The organism is Eggerthella timonensis (assembly GCF_900184265.1).
Taxonomy (GTDB): Bacteria; Actinomycetota; Coriobacteriia; order Coriobacteriales; family Eggerthellaceae; genus Eggerthella; species Eggerthella timonensis.
Genome location: NZ_FXXA01000002.1, coordinates 1787637 through 1801039, shown reverse-complemented (window position 1 = coordinate 1801039; position 13403 = coordinate 1787637). Strand labels below are relative to the sequence as shown.

Genomic DNA, 13403 nt, shown 5'->3' with positions numbered 1-13403 from the left:
GGCTTCGGCCCGAAGGCACGTCCGCAGGTTCGCCTCTTCGATACCTGACCTGACGCATCATGGACAAAAAGGGCAGTTTTCTCTAGATTTCGAGCGGGAATCCGAGACGCGGGAATTTCGGGTTTTCATAACCGCAGGTGAGGACTTCGCTCGCGCGATTATTCTTTATTCAAGATAAAGAAAAGTCGGCTTTTTGTCCACCCGACCCGTTCAGCGCGCAGTATCGCCCAGCCGAGCGAAAGCGACGCACCCGGCGCGATCCGCAAAATGCTCGCGACCGTCGCGCCGCCCCGAACGGCGGCGCGCGCCGAGCCGCCCGCAGGAGGCACCCCGAAACGGCAACGGGCCCCGAAGCATCCTTCGGGGCCCGCCTGCGCCTTTCGAACGCGCACCCGCACGCGCGCGCTTACGCGACGAGGAAGTCGGCCACCGCCGAAGCGGGGCTAGTGCGGCCCTCCTCGTTCATCGACCGCACGCGCAGCCGGTAGCTGCCGGCGCGCTCCGGCGTGAACGCGTACGTCCAATGCACCCAGAGGTCGGCCGACGCGTCGGACACGTCGTGCGTGCACCACGTGCGGCCCCCGTCGAGCGAGAACTGTAGCGCGACGATGCGCGTGCCGTAGTCGTCGGCGTATCCTTCGAACGTGACGGTCTGGCCTACGGCCAGCTCCTGCGGCGCGATCATAGAATCCCCCTTCGCCTTACGAGACGGATGCCGCCAACACGCCCACGTTGGGGCTGTTGGGGTACGTCATGTCCTCGCCCGGGTTCGCGGGCGGCTCCTCCTCGCGCGTCACGCGCACCTCCACCACGTCGCGCACGAAGTAGTTGGCCGGCGTGCGCGTCATCCACAGCTGGTTGTTGCCGCCCACCGAGGCCGACAGGTCCTCGTCGTTGATCTCGTAGGACAGCACGCCGTGACGGCCCACCACGTAGCTGATGGGCATGGCCAGCTCGGTGCCGTCGCTCGACACGAACGTCACCGTGTTCACGCCGTCGCGCGCTTCGGCGCGGTCGAGCAGGTGCGAGACGGGGATGCCCTTCACGTCGGCGGTGATGATGGCCTTGCCGTCGGCCGGGTTCCCGCCGCAGGTGCACGTCATCACCTGCTTGACGCTGCTCTCGGACGCCAGCACGTCCACCGGGGCGGTGAACGCGTTGTCCACCTCGCCGGTCACCGCGAGCTTCCATTCGAGCGGGTTCGTGACGACGAGATCGTCGGTGGCGCCGCATAGCGCCGACGTCGCCCGCTGGAACACGTCCTTGATGGCGCTGTTCAGCGTGAGCTCGGTCTGGTCGTACGAGAACGTTCCCGCCGCGGCCGATGCGCTGACCAGCGGCGAGGCGACGGCGGTGCCGACGGGCGCCTCGACGGTCGACGCAGGGGAAGCGCCCTGGTCGGATGCCGGCGCGCCGTCGGCCGCGAAGGCCGTGCCCGCCCCGCTCAACGTCAAGGAGGCGATCATCGTGCCGGCCATCAGGCCTTTCTTGTAATCTTGCATGCTCATCTCCGATCTACTTGACGTTGAACAGGAAGTTGGTGTCGCGCGATGACACGCGCTCGGAGCCGTCGGGCTGCGTCGAGGTGGTGCGCACCTTCAGAAGGTACGACCCCGCCTCGGCCGGCGTGTACGTCATGCGCCAGTACGTCCAGCGCGTCGGGTCGTTGACGGGCGTCTCGAGCGTCGTCCAGGTCTTGCCGTGGTCGAGCGAATACTCCACCTTCGCGATGGGCTCGTCGTAGGCGTCGGCGAAGCCTTCGATGGTCAGCTCCTTGCCGGCCTGGCCGTCGAGCACCACGCCGTCGGGGTAGTTGAGGATGGCGCTGTTCGGCTTGCCCTGCATCAGGCCGGTGTGCGGGTCGAGCGGCGTGTCCACGCCCTCCTCGTCCTCGAACTCGGGATCGTTGACGAAGTCGATGGTCATGATGGCCTTGATGTAGGAGGCGGCGGAGTTGCGCGGCACGGCGAGCGTCACCGGGTAGCCCTGGCTCGCGGGCAGCGGCTGGCCGTTGATCTCGGTGACCAGCAGGCAGTCCTCCACGTTGATCGACTCGAACGAGGGTGCCACCATGTTGTAGCCGTCCTCGGACGTCACCTCGATGTTGGTGGTGCCGCCGGCCGGCTTCACGTAGTCGATGACGTCCTTCATGGACACGCCGGTCAGCTCGGCCTGGTAGATCCACGCGTTGGCCGTGGCGTTCTCGATGCACCCCTGCTTCTGCACGAAGCTCTTGGTGCCGAACTTCTCCTTGAGCTCGGTGACCGTCATCTCGAGGGGGTTCTCCACGTCGCCGCCGATGGTCAGCATCCATGCGTCGGCCACCGCCGGGTCGGTGTCGGTGCGCCACTCGGACGGCTCGTTGTTCAGCGACTCGAAGAACAGCTGGTCGTTGTCGGACACGGTGTCCTGGTCGTAGCTCAAGCCGAGCTTCGCATCGTCGGCCTTCACGTCCGTGATGCCCTTGTACAGGTCGTACTTGGCGTAGTCCCACAGGTTGAACTCGCTGTTTTCGTCGATGTAGTGGCACGAGTCGCAGCTGCCGTTCATGCCCGAGAACTTGGCGTTGCCGTTGTGGATGCCGTGCAGCGTCTCCACGAGCTGGATGTTGCCGAACCCGGCGTTGCGGTGGCAGCCCAGGCAGTTCGCCACCGTCAGCTGCGTGGTATAGCCCATGGCGTACACGTTGTGCTTCGTGGGCAGGCTCATCACCACGTCCTCGATGCTCTCGTGGCACGACAGGCAGCCGCGGTTGTCGGCGTCGAGGTACGTGACGTTCCAGCCCTTCGGGTCGGCCGGCACGGGTTGCGTGGTGAACCCGAACTGGTCGGCGTACTGCGCCGGCTGGTTGTCCTCGGCGTTCTTGGCCACCTTGTCGGCGTACTTCAGCTTCTCGGCGTATTCGGCGTAGTTCTCGAGGTACGTGCCCCCGTCGTCGGCATAGCCGATGTCGTTGCCGATGCGGCCCAGATCGTCGGCCGTGATGGGGGCGGGCTTGTCGGCCCCCTGCGTGGACTCGGAGCCCTGCGGCGCGCATGCCGCCATGAGCCCGACGGCGGCCACCAGGCACAGCGCCGATGTCGCCAGCTTTCCTTTCGTCTTCATGCGATCCCTCCTTCTTTCTCGTTCTTCGACGAGCGAATCCCGTGCGCTCGTCCCCCATGGCAACTCTAAGGGAAGACGCCGTTCGACTGTAGGCGCAGGATATCGGCTCGTGACGTCTTTTTCGCGCGGAAGCGACTCGCGCGTGCGCGCGGGAAGTTATTTCTCGACGAGAATGTTCTGAAACGAGTATTCGACAAGATCACATACGGACACGTGAGCGCCTTTCGATTCGGCTGCGATTGTGGCACACTACCAGCTGAAAGAAACGCGCTCGACAAAGGGGGCCGAGCCGCACCAAGCAAAGGGGGACCCATGAGGCTGAGGGGCCAAGAGGGGCACAACGATGAGACGTCGATCCTGCTCACGTCGTCGCTGCACCGCAAGATGGATTTCGATCGATACCTGGATCAGGGCACCGTGCTCAAACTGTTCCGCGAAGAGGAGCACGACGCCACCTGCGAGACGCCCGAAGACCCCTACCTGTTCTACGTGCAGACCGGAGCGATGGAGGTAGGGCTCAGCCGCGACGACGGGCGCAAGCTGAGCTATTTCTACGTACGCGGCGCCGGGGACGCAGCCGTCGCAGGGCTGCCGGGCTATCTGTCGCTCGGATCGAGCCGCCTCACGTTCAGGGCGGTGCGCAACACCGTGCTCATCAGCTTCACGCGCGCCCAGGTGCGCGCCCTTATGCACGCCGACGACGCGTTCTACGACGACGTGATGCACGCGCTGCACATGACGATGGCGCAGCTGGGGCACCGCATCGATGCCGCAAACCAACAATCCACGAGCCGTCGCATGCTGCTATGGCTCGAGAAGCTGTGCGAAGCGAATGCGCCCGACGCCGACGGCGTGTACCGCATCCCCTGCAACCTCATCGTCGACGAGATATCCGGATTGCTGGAGATCCACTACGCCACATGCAACAAGCTGCTGAAATCGCTCAAGGAACAGGGCATCGCCAGCAAAACGAGAACGCACCTCGAGATCGCGGACCGCGGCGAGGTGCAGCGCCTGCTGCTCGAGGAGAACCCCGTCCTGTACTGACAGGGGGCGGCTCGGAAGCAACGAGGAACAAGAACGGATATTTCACGTGAAACATCCTAGCCGGCGCGTGGCCGACGGCGCCGCCGAGCGCTCGCCGCGCGGCACTCCCCTCCGAACGAGAAGCGCCCGCCCCGCTTGGCGGGACGGGCGCATCGCAGACCGGCAGCGGAGCGGACGAACCGCCCGGCCGCGAGACGAAAAAGCGCCCGCCCCGACGACCGGGACGGGCGCTTCGCAGACCGGCGAGCGGAGCTGCTTACACCTCGGCGACCCAGAGGCCGTGGATGTTGCAGTACTCGTACACCTTGAGGGCCTCGTCGCCCTCGGCGATGGCGAAGTCGGCCACGGGGGCGTCCTCCGGCGTGAGCTCGACGATCTGGTAGCCGTTCTTCGTGACGAGGCAGATGAACGTGATGTAGTGCTCAGGGGTCATGGGGTGCAGCGTGCTGCCCACCTCGACATGCACGTTCGCGCCGTCGACGCGCACGACGGGCACGTGCTTCTCGACCGCGGCGTCGGTCGTATTGGCGGTGAGCTCGGTCATCTGCTCGCCGCAGCACACCAGCGGAACGCCCGCGTCGAACGGCTTGATGGCGATGTTGCCGCAATGCATGCACTTGTAGAACTTGAGATCCATGGTGGGTCCCCCTTCGTCGTCTGGTATAACCTGCAATCAATCTGTTCTGTTGCCAGTTTAGCTTCGTCAGGCCAGCAAACCGTTACCGAACGCCCGGTTGCCGCCGAACCGTAACCAAGCGCGTATGCGTCGCCGGATGGCGGCGAAACCGTCGCTCGGTTCGCGTTAAATGTTACTCAGATTGTTGCATTTCGGGAAGACCCTGTTGGGGCTTTTTCACGACAAGCGCATAAACGAACACGCCGACGCCCACGAGGATCAGCGGGACCGACAGCAGCTGCCCCATCGTGAGCCAACCTCCCCACAGGTAGCCCAGCTGCACGTCGGGCTCGCGCACGAACTCGACGAGGAAGCGGAAGCATCCGTACATGATGAGGAACAGGCCGAGGAACGTGCCGCGCGGGCGCGGCGGCATGCGGCGCGACAGCAGGTACAGCACGGCGAAGATGACGATGCCCTCGAGGAACGCCTCGTAGAGCTGGGACGGATGACGAGGCATCGTGCCGGCCGCGCCGCCGAACACCACGCCCCAGGCCGCGTCGGTGGGCGCGCCCCACAGCTCGCCGTTGATGAAGTTCGCGCAACGGCCGAACAGAAGGCCGAGCGGCGCGCCGATGCAACCGAGGTCGGCCAGCGTGAGGTACGGGATGTGGGTGAGCCTCGCCGCCACGATGCCCGACAGCAGGGCGCCGATCAGGCCGCCGTGGAAGCTCATGCCCCCCTGGTTGAACGCGAGGATCAGCTCGGGGTGCTGGAAGTAGTAGCCTTCGCCGTAGAACAGGACGTAGCCGAGGCGCCCGCCCACGATGACGCCGATGATGACGCAGAACATGATGGTGAGCAGCGAGTCCACATCCACGCGCACGCGCCAGCGACGCGCGACGCGCCAGATGACGAGACCGGCGAAGACGAAGCCCAACACATAGGCGACGCCGTACCAGCGTACGGTGAACGGCCCGAAGGCGAAGAGGACGGGATCGATGGATTGGTAGATGTCGTTGAGCATGTCGTTCCTTCATCGCCCGCGCGCGGCGCGGGCCTCTCGTTGTAGTTCGAGCCGCACAGAAAACGGTTCCGCCGGACCGAGCCGACGGAACCGTTATTCGAGACCCATGCCGGCGCCCACTTCAAGGGCGGCGAACCGCACCTCCTCGAGCAGCTGCGGCGGGATGGGCTGCATGCTGGATACGGTCGCATCGCAGTGCGGGCAGCGCAGCGTGAACAGCGCGAGATCGGCGCGCACCACCATCATGGACTCGTAGCGACACACGTCCAAACCGACCGCTCCGCATGCGGGACAGGTCACGCCCTTGCCCATCGGTTCACGCTCCTCTCGCTTCGCCGTCCGCCTGCCGTTGACCTCATTGTAGCAGAACTTCCCAGACCGGCATCTGCGATTGGAAACGCCCCGTCAACGCGTCCGGACCCTCACGATCCCGCGACGTGCTCGAGGAAATAGGCGTGCACGCGGTCGTCGTCGGTGAGCTCCGGATGGAACGCCACGGCGAGCGCCCGGCCCTCGCGCACGGCCAGGGGCTCGCCGTCCTCGGCCGTGCTGAGCACCTCCACGCCCGGCCCCCGATCGGCGAAGCGCGGCGCGCGGATGAACACGCCCTTCACCGGCCCGCCCTCGATTCCCGTCCACGGCACCGTCGTCTCGAACGAGTCGATCTGCCGTCCGTAGGCGTTGCGGCGGATGCGCACGTCCATGAGGGCGAGCGGCTCTTGGTCGGGGCGCGCGCCCTCGATGTCGCGCGCCATGAGGATGGCTCCGGCGCACGTGCCGAATACGGCCATGCCGTCCGCATGCGCGGCGCGCAGCGGTTCGTACAAGCCGTGGATGGCCAGCAGCTTCGCAATGGCCGTGGACTCGCCCCCCGGCATCACGAGGCCGTCGAGGCCGTCGAGCTCGTCCGGCCAGCGCACGAGGCGCGTGTCGGCCCCCAACCCGTCGAGCATCCTCCGATGCTCCCGAAAGGCGCCCTGCAACGCCAGGACGCCGATGCGCTTCGTCGTCATGCGAGCCTTACCAGCCTCGGCCGGCCATGAGCTCGTTGTCGGGGATGTCCGATATCTCGATGCCCACCATGGCCTCGCCCAGGTTGCGCGAGACGCGCGCGATGGTGTCGGGATCGTCGTAGTTCGTCGTGGCCTCCACGATGGCGCGGGCGCGCTTCGCCGGATCGCCCGACTTGAAGATGCCGCTGCCCACGAACACGCCGTCGCAGCCCAGCTGCATCATGAGCGCCGCGTCGGCGGGCGTGGCGATGCCGCCGGCCGAGAAGTTCACCACGGGCAGGCATCCGTGCTCGGCCACCCACTTCACCAGCTCGTAGGGAGCCTGCAGGTCCTTTGCGGCAGTGAACAGCTGCTCGTCGCGCAGGCCCTTGATGCGGGCGATATCGGTGGTCACGGTGCGCATGTGGCGCACGGCTTCCACCACGTTGCCCGTGCCCGGCTCGCCCTTCGTGCGGATCATGGCCGCGCCCTCAGCGATGCGGCGCAGGGCCTCGCCCAGGTTGCGGGCGCCGCACACGAACGGCACGTCGAAGTCCCACTTGTTCACATGGTACTCGTCGTCGGCCGGCGTGAGCACCTCGCTCTCGTCGATGAAGTCGACGCCGAGGCTCTGCAGCACCTGGGCTTCCACGAAGTGCCCGATGCGGCACTTCGCCATGACGGGGATGGACACGGCTTCCACGATGCCCTCGATCATGGTGGGGTCGCTCATGCGAGCCACGCCGCCGTGAGCGCGGATGTCGGCCGGGACGCGCTCGAGGGCCATGACGGCCACCGCTCCCGCATCTTCGGCGATCTTCGCCTGCTCGGGGTTCACGACGTCCATGATGACGCCGCCCTTCATCATCTCCGCGAACCCGGTCTTAACCTTCAGCGTACCCCTCGCCTGCTCTGCCATCGTCTCCCTTTCGTCGGTGATCTCGTGTCGTGCATGGGTAGCGCGCGGCCGCGCAGATGCCCTGCACGGCCGCGTTGGTGATGCGATTGGCGCGCCCGGCCCCGCACGGCCGCGCGCTTTGACCGGATCCGCTCGGCTAGAGCAAAAACCGGTTCGGGTTGCCCTGACGCGTGACCTCGCCGGTGCGTTCGGCAACGTCAGGACCATGTTCCAGGAAGTGCTCGCAGAAGCGGCACACCTCCTTGACGGCCGCGTCGTAATCGCGCTCGGGATTCAGCAGCTTGTTGAAATCCTGGCACACCACGTGCGTCGAGCGCGTGCATGCGGCGAAACGGCATTCGGCGGGGCACGGCTCGCCCGGGATGTTGTGCGGGCAGCGCGACATCATCTCCTCGTCGCATCCGCGACGCTCCCAACACTGCGCCATATCCGCCTCCTTCCCCGCTCTCGTCTGAATCAGGTCTGGCTTACAGGTCTGCCGGGACGACCTTCGTCACGCCGGGGACGCGCTCCTTGAGGATGCGCTCCACGCCGTTGGCCAGCGTCATCTGGGACATCGGGCAGCCCTTGCAGGCACCCTGCAGCTCCACGGACACCACGCCGTCCTCGCTCACGTCCACGAGGCGCACGTCGCCGCCGTCGGCCTGCAGGCTGGGGCGAATGAGCTCGAGCACTGCCGCCACATCGTTCTTATCTACCATGAAAAGCTCCTTTTCGAACTGTAAACTTCCGTCTCGGTTGCCGATTCTACCACAGTCTACGACGTGGGCTTCCAATCCTTGCCGAGAACCACCAACACGTCGGTGTCGAACGTGTAAAAACCGGCGCCCGCCACCGTGCGCCCCATGCCGAGCGACGACACCACGGTTTCCGCGGCCGCCTCGTAGGCGTCGTCGTTATACACCACGAGCGTCTCGTCGTAGGCGTACGTGTCGGTGTTACCCGTTTCGGTCACATCGAAGCCGCGGTCTTTCAGCGCGTCGGCGATCTGGCTCGCCCCGCCCGTCACGCCCGAGCCGTTGCGCACGGTGATGGTGAAACTGCCCGGATCGACCTGGGGCGCCGCCTGCTCCACCACGGGCTCGGACCCGGCCGCCACGAGCTCCATCATGCTCTTCCAGGAATCGGACGATGCCGCGTACGTGGTCACGCCGTCGCGCGTAGTCTCGTAGCCGGGCACGAGCGCGCCGTACACCGCGGAGGCGTCCATACCGCGCATCGCGTCGGCGATGGAGAGCGCCGCCGTCGCCGACAGGTCGGTTTGGAAGGAACCGCCCACGCTGTCGAGCATGGTGAGGAAGCCGAGCGACCCGTCGCCCAACAGGCGCAGCGACAACGCCGTGAGAAATGCGCGTTGATTCGCGGCCTGCGCCTCGAGGCCGTTCGCGAAGTTGCTGGCGCGCAGCAAGGTGAGCGCCTGAGCGCCGTCGAGCGTCTGCGTTCCGGGCTGCAGGAAGGCGTCGCCGGCGTTCGGATCGTCAACCTCCTCGGTCACGTTCACCTCGATGCCGCCGAGGGCGTCCACGAGGCGCACGATGGATTCCGCGTCGGTCTTCACGTAGTGGGCCACGTCCACGCCCGCGAAATCGGCCACGGCCGACACGAGCGAGGCGTCGCCTTCCTGCGTCTGAGCCTCGCGCAGCGGGTGCGTCTTGCCGTCCTTGAGCGACACCTGCAGCGTGGGCGGGATCGACACGACCGTCACGGTGCGGGCGGCCTCGTCGACGCGCACGAGCGCCACGGCGTCGGGGCCGTCGATCCCGTTCGCCGATCCGGGCGCATCCAGGTCGGCGGCAACCACCGTGTAGAACGCCTTCGCGTCGGCCTTCGGCGCGACGAGCGCCGACGAGGCATCGGAGTTCTTGAGCGCGAGCTTCGCGTCGAGCGACCCGAAGAACGTGGCCACGCCCACGGCGACGGCGATGCCCACCGCAACGACGAGGCACACCGCGATCGCGAGGATGCGGCGCACGCGCGCCTTGCGCTGGATCTCCTGGGTGAACTCGCGCCGGCTGACGCGCCGAGCGTACTGCGAAGAGCTCTCCCCCGACGCGGTGGCGGGCAGGATGGTGTCCACGATGCCGCGCGCCGCGCGCTTCTGCTTGCGGGGGCTGGAGAATCCCACCGATTCGCCGTTCATATGGCGCGACGAGCGGCGCGGCACGTGGGTGCCGACCGTCGCCGACTTCATGCGGTGGGACGTGAGTTTCGAGCGGGCCTGCGTGAAGCCCTGCTTGCGTTTGTTGACCATGGGCGCTCGCTAGTGCGACGACCGGGCTTGCTCGGCGTCCGCGCGCACCACGTCGGCGCCGAGGCCGCGCAGCTTGCCCACGTAGTCTTCGTAGCCGCGGTCGATGTGGCCGATGTTGTGCACGCGGGTCTCGCCCTCCCCCACGATGCCGGCCAGCACGAGGGCGGCTCCGGCCCGCAGGTCGGTGGAAGACACGTCGGCGCCCTGCAGCCCCTCGACGCCGCGCACGAGGGCATGGTGGTCTTCGATGGCGATGTCGGCGCCCATGCGCATGAGCTCGCTCGCGAACATGAAGCGGTTCTCGAACACGTTCTCCGTGATGACGGACATGCCTTCGGCGAACGCGGCCAGCAGCATGAACTGAGCCTGCAAATCGGTGGGGAAGCCGGGATGCGGCAGCGTCTGCAGGTCGATGGGCTGAAGCGGGCGCGTGCGACGCACGGTGATCCAATCCTCGCCCGTCTCCACGTCGCAGCCCATGGCGCGGAGCTTCATGAGCGCCACGCGCAAGTACGACGGATCGATGCCGTGCACGGTCACGGGGCCGCCCGTCAGCGCGCCGCCGGCCAGGAAGGTGCCGGCCTCGATGCGGTCGCCCACGGTGGTATGCTCGCAGGGGTGCATCGAGGCGAGCGGCACGCCCTCCACCTCGATGATGTCCGAGCCGGCGCCCGTCACGCGCGCGCCCATGGACGCGAGCATGTTCGCGAGGTCCACGATCTCGGGCTCGCGCGCAGCGTTCTCGATGACCGTGGAGCCCTCGGCCGCCACGGCGGCCATGAGCAGGTTCTCCGTCGCGCCTACGCTGGGGAAGTCGAGCACGACGTGCGAACCGTGCAAACCGTTCGGCGTGGTGGCCTCGAGGAAGCCGTGGTCGATGGAGAACTCCACGCCGATGGCCTCGAGGCCCACGAGGTGCATATCGATCTTGCGCGCCCCGATCTGGCAGCCGCCGGGCATGGCAACGCGGGCCCGACCGAAGCGGCCGACGAGCGGGCCGAGCACCGAGATGCTCGCGCGCATCTTCGACACCAGCTCGTAGGGGGTCTCGTGCTTGTCGACGGCGGAGGTGTCCACCGTCAGCGTATGGCCGTCGCGCTCCACGCGCGCGCCGAGGCAGCGCAGCACGTCGGACATGATGCTGATGTCCGAGATGAGCGGGACGTTGCGGATGACGGTTTCGCCCTGCCCCAGCAGGGCGGCGGCGATCAGCTTGAGCGCCGAGTTCTTCGCGCCCGCCACGGCGACGTCGCCGGCCAGCGTGTTGTTGCCCTGTACGATGATGATCTCTTCAGCCATGGAAGCATCCTCCGAGCCCGATGCGATGGGCTCGGGCGTTTTCTCGTCTATAGACACGCACCGCAGCGGGTGCGCCTGATTCGTCGTTCCACCATTATAGGAACAGGGGGGCTGCCCGCCCACCCTCATCACAACGAAAGCAGAACGGCTGATGGAGGGCGAGCGGCACGCACATCATCGTCGCCCGATTCGTACGGTTTTCGAGCGGGAACCGTGCGAATCGGGCGACGATCTCCGTTGCGGACGCAAAAAGGCCCGGAGCCGAAGCCCCGGGCCTTGGGTGCGCGGTATGCGAGCGAAGCTTACGCTTCCTCGCCAAGCACGAAGCGCTTGAAGTCGACGATCTTGATCTCGCCGCCGAGGTTCTTGGCGACCTCAGCCGCGTACTCGCTGACGGACTGGTCCGGGTTCTTCACGAAGGGCTGCTCGGTCAGCGTGCTCTCCTTGAAGAACTTCTCCAGGCGGCCGGTGGCCATCTTCTCCTGGATGGCCTCGGGCTTGCCGGACTCGGCGGCCTGCGCCATGTAGATGGCCTTCTCGTGCTCGACGATGGCCGGGTCGACCGACTCGCGCGTCGCGGCGACCGGAGCCGCAGCGGCGACCTGCATGGCCACGTCGCGGCCGAACTGCTTGAAGCCGTCGGACGCGGGGTCGATGCCCTCGACGTCGAACTGCACGAGCACGCCGATCTTGCCGCCGCCGTGGATGTAGGACGACACGGCGCCGCCCTCCACCACCGCGAAGCGGGCGAGCTGGATGTTCTCGCCCAGCGTGTGGATAGCGTCGGTCACCACGGCCTCGACCGTCTCGCCTGCGGCGTCGGCGGCCTTGAGGGCCTCGAGGTCGGCCGGCTTGGAAGCCAGGGCGGCCTGGGCGATCTTCTCGGCGTAGGCCTTGAACTTGTCGTTCATGCCCACGAAGTCGGTCTCGCAGTTCAGCTCGACGACGGCGCCGGACGTGGCGTCGTCGGAGACGATGGCCATGACGGTGCCCTCGTTGGTGGCGCGGCCGGCCTTCTTGGCGACGGCGGCGAGACCGCGCGTGCGCAGCACGTCGACGGCCTGGTCGATGTTGCCGTCGGCCTCGACGAGCGCCTTCTTGCACTCCATCATGCCAGCGCCGGTCATCTCACGGAGTTCCTTGACCATGGAAGCGGTAACAGCAGCCACGTTGTTCCTTTCTCTCACGATGCCGCGGCCTCGGGGCGCGGCGGGGTGTCGAGCGCCGCCGCGCTGGAGAGCGGGGCGGCGCGTTCAGTGCGGTAGATGCGCGAAGCAGCTTACTCGGCGGCAGGCGCGGCAGCCTCGACGGCGGCCTCTGCAACAGCCTCGACGGCAGCGGCTTCGACGGCGACCTCGGCGACGGCTTCGGCAGCCTCGGCGGGCGCAGCCATGTCGGCGGCGGTCACCGGCACGCCCACGCCGGCGATGACGGCGTCGGCAATGAAGTCGGCCAGCAGGCGGACCGAGCGGATGGCGTCGTCGTTGGCGGGGATGCCGAAATCGACGTCGTCCGGATCGCAGTTCGTGTCGAGCGTGCCCACCACGGGGATGTCGAGACGACGGGACTCGTGGATGGCGATGGCCTCGCGGTTCGTGTCGATCACGAACACGGCGTCGGGCGTGCGCTTCATGTTGCGGATGCCGTTGAGGTTCGTCTGCAGCTTGGACAGCTCCTTGTGCAGCAGGATCTGCTCCTTCTTGGGCAGCACGGCCATGCGGCCGTCGGCCTCCATGGCCTCCAGCTCCTCCATGCGGTTCACGCGGGAGCGGATGGTCACGAAGTTGGTCAGCATGCCGCCGAGCCAGCGAGCGTTCACATAGGGCATGCCGCAGCGGTTCGCAGCGTCGGCGACGGCCTCCTGGGCCTGCTTCTTCGTGCCCACGAACAGCACGGTGCCGCCCTTCTTGGCCAGCTCGGAAACGAACGTGTACGCCTGGTCGAGGCCCACGAGCGTCTGCTTGAGGTCGATGATGTAGATGTCCCCGCGGCTGCCGAAAATGTACGGCTTCATTTTGGGGTTCCAGCGGCGCGTCTGATGGCCGAAGTGGCTGCCCGCATCGAGCAGCGAGGTAATGCTGACTTTCGTCATGATTCTCTCCATTCGTTAGTCCTCTGCTTGCGGTCATCCCCTTGCATCCGCAGCC

Annotated in this window: 15 protein-coding genes; 1 reads left to right on the top strand and 14 read right to left on the bottom strand. The window is 66.7% G+C overall.

Features of this window, described 5'->3' with window-relative positions; all coding sequences use genetic code 11:
- Nucleotides 1-406: 406 nt before the first annotated feature.
- From C1A15_RS07485 to C1A15_RS07475, 3 genes are read right to left on the bottom strand one after another with little or no spacing between them, the layout of a single operon-like run.
- Entirely contained in the window at nt 407-685 is a 279-nt protein-coding gene (locus C1A15_RS07485; RefSeq protein WP_101721975.1) for a PKD domain-containing protein, read from the bottom strand.
- Nucleotides 686-701: 16 nt separating this feature from the next.
- Complete coding sequence (locus C1A15_RS07480; protein WP_245864967.1) at nt 702-1502, bottom strand: molybdopterin-dependent oxidoreductase; 801 nt, start codon at nt 1500-1502, stop codon at nt 702-704.
- A 13-nt stretch (nt 1503-1515) separates the two neighbouring features.
- A complete protein-coding gene (locus C1A15_RS07475; RefSeq protein WP_101721974.1) occupies nt 1516-3105 on the bottom strand; it encodes a molybdopterin-dependent oxidoreductase in 1590 nt (529 codons plus the stop codon).
- A 312-nt stretch (nt 3106-3417) separates the two neighbouring features.
- Between C1A15_RS07475 and C1A15_RS07470 the strand changes: the two genes are divergently transcribed.
- A complete protein-coding gene (locus C1A15_RS07470; protein ID WP_101721973.1) occupies nt 3418-4152 on the top strand; it encodes a Crp/Fnr family transcriptional regulator in 735 nt (244 codons plus the stop codon).
- Nucleotides 4153-4408: 256 nt separating this feature from the next.
- On the opposite strand, the gene C1A15_RS07465 is transcribed toward C1A15_RS07470, so the two are convergent.
- The 11 genes from C1A15_RS07465 to rpsB all read right to left on the bottom strand — a co-directional run bounded on the left by C1A15_RS07465 (nt 4409) and on the right by rpsB (nt 13348).
- Nucleotides 4409-4789 (bottom strand): desulfoferrodoxin family protein, encoded by a 381-nt coding sequence (locus C1A15_RS07465; RefSeq protein ID WP_101721972.1) that lies wholly within the window; start codon nt 4787-4789, stop codon nt 4409-4411.
- Nucleotides 4790-4961: 172 nt separating this feature from the next.
- Entirely contained in the window at nt 4962-5795 is an 834-nt protein-coding gene (lgt, locus tag C1A15_RS07460) for a prolipoprotein diacylglyceryl transferase (RefSeq protein WP_101721971.1), read from the bottom strand.
- A gap of 93 nt (nt 5796-5888) precedes the next feature.
- Nucleotides 5889-6107: a UDP-N-acetylmuramoylalanyl-D-glutamate--2,6-diaminopimelate ligase gene (locus tag C1A15_RS07455; protein WP_101721970.1), complete on the bottom strand. Its 219-nt coding sequence runs from the start codon at nt 6105-6107 to the stop codon at nt 5889-5891.
- A gap of 110 nt (nt 6108-6217) precedes the next feature.
- A complete protein-coding gene (gene pdxT / locus C1A15_RS07450) occupies nt 6218-6808 on the bottom strand; it encodes a pyridoxal 5'-phosphate synthase glutaminase subunit PdxT (RefSeq protein WP_101721969.1) in 591 nt (196 codons plus the stop codon).
- A gap of 7 nt (nt 6809-6815) precedes the next feature.
- Nucleotides 6816-7706 (bottom strand): pyridoxal 5'-phosphate synthase lyase subunit PdxS, encoded by an 891-nt coding sequence (pdxS, locus tag C1A15_RS07445; protein ID WP_101721968.1) that lies wholly within the window; start codon nt 7704-7706, stop codon nt 6816-6818.
- 136 nt (nt 7707-7842) lie between these two features.
- On the bottom strand, nt 7843-8133 hold the full coding sequence (locus tag C1A15_RS07440) for a hypothetical protein (RefSeq protein ID WP_101721967.1): 291 nt from the start codon (nt 8131-8133) through the stop codon (nt 7843-7845).
- Nucleotides 8134-8173: 40 nt separating this feature from the next.
- Complete coding sequence (locus tag C1A15_RS07435) at nt 8174-8407, bottom strand: NifU family protein (RefSeq protein WP_101721966.1); 234 nt, start codon at nt 8405-8407, stop codon at nt 8174-8176.
- A gap of 56 nt (nt 8408-8463) precedes the next feature.
- On the bottom strand, nt 8464-9957 hold the full coding sequence (locus C1A15_RS07430) for an LCP family protein (RefSeq protein WP_101721965.1): 1494 nt from the start codon (nt 9955-9957) through the stop codon (nt 8464-8466).
- 9 nt (nt 9958-9966) lie between these two features.
- Nucleotides 9967-11256 (bottom strand): UDP-N-acetylglucosamine 1-carboxyvinyltransferase, encoded by a 1290-nt coding sequence (gene murA, locus C1A15_RS07425; RefSeq protein WP_101721964.1) that lies wholly within the window; start codon nt 11254-11256, stop codon nt 9967-9969.
- A 302-nt stretch (nt 11257-11558) separates the two neighbouring features.
- A complete protein-coding gene (gene tsf / locus C1A15_RS07420) occupies nt 11559-12425 on the bottom strand; it encodes a translation elongation factor Ts (protein ID WP_101721963.1) in 867 nt (288 codons plus the stop codon).
- Between the two features lie 110 nt (nt 12426-12535).
- Entirely contained in the window at nt 12536-13348 is an 813-nt protein-coding gene (gene rpsB / locus C1A15_RS07415) for a 30S ribosomal protein S2 (protein ID WP_101721962.1), read from the bottom strand.
- Nucleotides 13349-13403 lie beyond the last annotated feature (55 nt).

What these genes read in the sequence shown, in the direction of transcription:
- C1A15_RS07465 (WP_101721972.1), bottom strand. Translation starts at nt 4,789, where the DNA reads ATGGATCTCAAGTTCTACAAGTGCATGCATTGCGGCAACATCGCCATC.
- pdxT (WP_101721969.1), bottom strand. Translation starts at nt 6,808, where the DNA reads ATGACGACGAAGCGCATCGGCGTCCTGGCGTTGCAGGGCGCCTTTCGG.
- C1A15_RS07455 (WP_101721970.1), bottom strand. Translation starts at nt 6,107, where the DNA reads ATGGGCAAGGGCGTGACCTGTCCCGCATGCGGAGCGGTCGGTTTGGAC.
- lgt (WP_101721971.1), bottom strand. Translation starts at nt 5,795, where the DNA reads ATGCTCAACGACATCTACCAATCCATCGATCCCGTCCTCTTCGCCTTC.
- C1A15_RS07480 (WP_245864967.1), bottom strand. Translation starts at nt 1,502, where the DNA reads ATGCAAGATTACAAGAAAGGCCTGATGGCCGGCACGATGATCGCCTCC.
- C1A15_RS07485 (WP_101721975.1), bottom strand. Translation starts at nt 685, where the DNA reads ATGATCGCGCCGCAGGAGCTGGCCGTAGGCCAGACCGTCACGTTCGAA.
- C1A15_RS07440 (WP_101721967.1), bottom strand. Translation starts at nt 8,133, where the DNA reads ATGGCGCAGTGTTGGGAGCGTCGCGGATGCGACGAGGAGATGATGTCG.
- pdxS (WP_101721968.1), bottom strand. Translation starts at nt 7,706, where the DNA reads ATGGCAGAGCAGGCGAGGGGTACGCTGAAGGTTAAGACCGGGTTCGCG.
- rpsB (WP_101721962.1), bottom strand. Translation starts at nt 13,348, where the DNA reads ATGACGAAAGTCAGCATTACCTCGCTGCTCGATGCGGGCAGCCACTTC.
- murA (WP_101721964.1), bottom strand. Translation starts at nt 11,256, where the DNA reads ATGGCTGAAGAGATCATCATCGTACAGGGCAACAACACGCTGGCCGGC.
- C1A15_RS07475 (WP_101721974.1), bottom strand. Translation starts at nt 3,105, where the DNA reads ATGAAGACGAAAGGAAAGCTGGCGACATCGGCGCTGTGCCTGGTGGCC.
- C1A15_RS07430 (WP_101721965.1), bottom strand. Translation starts at nt 9,957, where the DNA reads ATGGTCAACAAACGCAAGCAGGGCTTCACGCAGGCCCGCTCGAAACTC.
- C1A15_RS07435 (WP_101721966.1), bottom strand. Translation starts at nt 8,407, where the DNA reads ATGGTAGATAAGAACGATGTGGCGGCAGTGCTCGAGCTCATTCGCCCC.
- C1A15_RS07470 (WP_101721973.1), top strand. Translation starts at nt 3,418, where the DNA reads ATGAGGCTGAGGGGCCAAGAGGGGCACAACGATGAGACGTCGATCCTG.